This is a genomic window from Acinetobacter sp. GN11 (genome assembly GCF_054823985.1).
The window spans coordinates 1-4412 of sequence record NZ_JRVL01000289.1; the positions used below are offsets into that span (position 1 = coordinate 1).

3 protein-coding genes are annotated in these 4412 nt (G+C 39.4%); 1 reads left to right on the plus strand and 2 read right to left on the minus strand.

Features of this window, described 5'->3' with window-relative positions; genetic code table 11:
* The first annotated feature begins 69 nt into the window (after positions 1-69).
* Entirely contained in the window at positions 70-1254 is a 1185-nt protein-coding gene (locus tag NL42_RS18390) for a hypothetical protein (protein WP_461313847.1), read from the plus strand.
* 61 nt (positions 1255-1315) lie between these two features.
* On the opposite strand, the gene NL42_RS18395 is transcribed toward NL42_RS18390, so the two are convergent.
* Both NL42_RS18395 and NL42_RS18400 read right to left on the minus strand, forming a co-directional pair.
* Positions 1316-2782: an MFS transporter gene (locus NL42_RS18395; RefSeq protein ID WP_013198172.1), complete on the minus strand. Its 1467-nt coding sequence runs from the start codon at positions 2780-2782 to the stop codon at positions 1316-1318.
* A 194-nt stretch (positions 2783-2976) separates the two neighbouring features.
* Positions 2977-4368, minus strand: a complete 1392-nt coding sequence (locus NL42_RS18400) for an LLM class flavin-dependent oxidoreductase (protein WP_461313848.1) — start codon at positions 4366-4368, stop codon at positions 2977-2979.
* Positions 4369-4412: the final 44 nt, after the last annotated feature.

Below are 4412 nucleotides of genomic sequence, written 5' to 3' on the forward strand. Positions count from 1 at the left end.
GAACAAATCTTTTTCTGGTTTATACATGAGGCAAATTTAATTTTTATTTTTAAGAGGAGAAAAATTCTTTTGTTTAAACATTCTCAATTTTTGAAAAAAACATTAATTACAACGTCTTTGATTACATTCAGCCTCTCAAGTCATGCAGCCCTTACCTTTGGTAATGCTGAAGAAGGTCAACTTAAAGTGAGTGGTACTGTTCGAGCTAAATATGTTTATGATTTTGACTCTGAACCTTCTACGAGTAAATTTTCCTTTAACGACGCAGTATTATGGTTAGACTACAACTCCCCGAAATGGATTGGCCGTTTAGATTATCGGGTTTATGAATATTACGGGCGTTTAGGCGATGCAAATTGGCTGACCGATGCGTGGTTGGGTTATAAAATTAATGAAAACAGTAAAATTATTGCTGGCTTAAACCCCGTTCCTTTTGGCTTGGGTCGCTTTTGGGGAAATACTTATTATTTAGGAATTGCCAATAGTGCAGGTTGGGAAGATGTGCATAACCTTGGGGTGAAATATGACTTCAATGATGGAATCAATGAAGCACAACTCGCCTTTTACCCTACCGATGGTGGTACCTATAGAGGTAAAAGCAAAGACTCAAGCCGATTTAGTATCAACCCTGTCAATGCGGATGACTCTGTACCACAAGGCACCAATACTAAAGAAAAGAACTCGGTTGTTGTTCGCGGTGCTCATACCTTTAAAAATGTCTTAGGCCAAGAAAATTTCTCTACCCAACTGGGCGCCTCTGCATGGTACTCCACCATTAAAAATAAACGCTCAGGTCAAGATGGCGATCGCCAAGTCTATTCAGTTTTTAGCAATACCAATTATAACCAATGGAATTTACAGCTTTTGGCTGGTTATCAAGACATTGATAATGCCGATACTCAATATAAAGATCATCTAACTTTGGGTGGTTTCGATTATTCATTTAACTCTGCAACCAAAGGTCAGATTTATTCAGCCGAACTCAGCTATTTATTTCCCCAGCAGTTTGGCCCAATTACCTCTGTTCGTCCTTACCTAAACTATAGTTCTTATCGAAAAGAACAAGATGGCTTTAAAGACTCCACCCGTTTTATACCCGGCATTGCGTTTAACTATCAAAAATTGACGGTACAAGCCGAGTTGCTGATGGGCAAACATGACCCATACTTAGGAGATAGTGAAGGCCTTGCAGCTGGTGGAACCAATGATAAATGGAACAAAAAAGCGTTTGTGATTTTTGCTTATTACTTCTAATTCTTAAAACAAAGGCCAACAGATGTTGGCCTTTGTTTTCATTTAGATATCTATTTTTACTCTAGTCGATTACTGGTGAATTATTGAGAGGAAGTTCTGCTTTATCTTCATCGATAACATCGACATCTTGAGCGGTAGGCTCAAACTTAATCAGTAGTCCAATCACAATTAAAGGAATAAACGCAAAGATAGAAATAATCAGGTAAACATCGGTTTTATATCCCGCCATCCAGATCGGTAAAACAAACAAAGCAATTGCTTGAGCAACACCCGTTACTGCACGGTTAAACCCAACACCAACGCCACGAATTGAAGCAGGGTAAGCCATGGTTGGATAGACCATCATTTGTGCCCCTGGCCCGAAACCTTCAGCAAAAAGCCACAAACCGAGCATTCCAATTGCGGTGTAGAGTAAAAAGCTATTGCCCGGTTCACCAATCAATGCCAATGCAATGAGGGCAATAAACTGAAGTAAAAAGCCTGTAAGCAACACATGACGAGATTTAAATCTGCTGGCGACAAATACACCTAACAACCCACCCGTAAATGCAAACAGTAAATTGAGTCCAAGTGTGGTGGTAATGGTCGTCAAGACATCAGTATGAAAGAAACGCGTTAAAATCGAAGGTAAAAAGAAGGCAATGGTGGTGTACTGAAATGCCACCGAAATGTGAATCACAATTGCCACAATCGTTCTTGGCAAATAGGTTTTATTAAATAAAACTGCAAAACCCTCGCGCTTTTTCTTTTCAGCAGTTCTTTCTACTTTTTCAACTGTAGCGACTGCATTAATTGCATAAGATTCTTGTAGAACTTTAGCTGCACCTTTTAAATCACCTTGGTTTGCAAGCCAGATTGGTGATTCAGTTAAATATTTACCGCGAATAAAAATAATGAGTAACGCTGGCACTGCTCCAAAAATTAAAGATGCTCGCCATAACCAGTTGCTATGTTCAGGGGGTAAAAGAAAGTAAAGCGCCAGAACTAAACCAAAACAGACCGAAGAAGCGGCATACCACATTGGGCACCATGCCGCTAAACGCGCTGCCTTGTTGCTACTACCGTTAAACTTGGAAAACTCAGATAAGTATGACATTGCCACAGGCAAATCAATACCAACACTAATTCCCATAATAAATCGGGCTAAAATCAAAACCCAGACATTAGGTGCAAAGCCTGCGACAATTGCCGCAATGACAAAGAGCACCATGTCCGCCATAAAGACCCGATAACGGCCAATTTTATCTGTCAGCCAACCACCAATCAGATTACCAACAATGGTTCCGCAGACAATTGCTGAAGCTACGACCCCAGTCATGACAGGGCTTAAAGAAAACTCTGAGATAACTTGCTCAATACCAAACGACAGCGTTGTTAAATCATAGGCATCAATAAACACCCCAATGAGTGCCAACCAAATAACTTTATTCGACTTACCCTTCCCTGCAAATTTTGAAATTAATTGTGAAACATCATCGGGAGATTTAATTTCATAACGATGGTTATGATCGAGTTCTTGTGTGCTCACTTAATAATTCCTGAATTTTAATAACAGGAACAAAATAATGATTATTCACATAATACAAAAACAAATTAATCTGATGTTTTAATCTAAATTATAGAATTATCTTTTCATTATTAACTCAGCAGTAAAACCGATATAAAAAGACAAAATAAAAGCCGGTATTTAACCAGCTATTTATTTAAAGGTTTTCTAAAATATTAACTCGCCTCAGCAAGTTTTAACTCTTTTAGATTACGATATTTTGCACCGCGGTGATTTTCAGGCAAATATGGCCCAGCACCAAATAGTTTTTCTCTTAATGTTCCTTGTGCATATGAGGTTTGATATACCCCACGTTTTTGCAACTCTGGAACAATAAATTCGACCACATCGGCAAAGGTTTGATGAGCCAAAATATAGGCAAGGTTAAAGCCATCGACATCGGTATCTTCAACCCATTGCTGTAAAGCATCTGAAACCGTTTCTGCCGAACCCACTAACACAGGTCCATTACCACCTAAGCTGTTCCAATTTGCAATTTCCTCAATGGTCCAAACACGCTCTGGATCTGCATTTACATAAGAATCTAATAAAGATTGAATCGCGTTGGTTTGAATGTATTCAACTTTGTCCGTTGGCTGGTATTGTGAAAAATCAACTCCCGACCAGCCAGACAGCAATGTTAACGCCCCATCGTAGCTTCCATAGCTTTGATATTCTTTAAACTTAGCCTGTGCTTTTGCATCGGTTTCATCAGTGACAATCGACAAAAGTGCATAAATTTTGACAGAGTACGGGTCACGGCCTTCTTGAGCCAATTTTTGACGAATGCCCTGTACCACTTTTTTAGTGGCAATTTTAGACGGCGCTGCTATGAATACACACTCGGCATTTTGACTAGCAAACTTCTGCCCGCGTGAAGATGCTCCCGCTTGGTAAAGTACTGGTGTTCGCTGCGGTGATGGCTCACAAATATGGATGCCCGGTACAGTAAAATATTTACCCTCGTGCTGAATTGGATGCACTTTTTTATGGTCAGCAAAGACACCACTTTCACGGTCACGCAGGACCGAACCTTCTTCCCAAGAACCTTCCCAAAGTTTATAAAGGACTTCTAAATATTCATCAGCAATATCATAACGATTGTCATGATTGACCTGAGTTTTTAGGCCTAAGTTTTTTGAACCACTTTCCAAATAAGACGTCACAATATTCCAACCAACTCGCCCTTTGGTTAAATGGTCTAGCGTGCTAATACGTCTAGCAAAAGGATAAGGATGCTCAAAGGAAATAGAAGTCGTTACACCAAAGCCCAAGTGCTTTGTGACTGCCGCCATAGCAGGCACAATCTGTAGCGGATCATTGACTGGAACTTGTACTGCACCTGTTAAGGCATGTTCAGCACTTTGATGGTAAACATCGTAAATGCCGAGCACATCTGCAATAAAAATACCGTCAAAAAAACCACGCTCAAGAATTTGTGCTAAATCTGTCCAATATTCTAAATCTTTATATTCAACAGATCGGTCTTGAGGATGTCGCCATAATCCTGGAGATTGGTGGGCAATACAATTCATTTCAAAAGCATTAAAACTAATTTTCTTAGTCATAAAATATCAACCAGCATTTTATTTATTTTTATACTAAAGCAATT

What these genes read in the sequence shown, in the direction of transcription:
- NL42_RS18400 (WP_461313848.1), bottom strand. Translation starts at nt 4,368, where the DNA reads ATGACTAAGAAAATTAGTTTTAATGCTTTTGAAATGAATTGTATTGCC.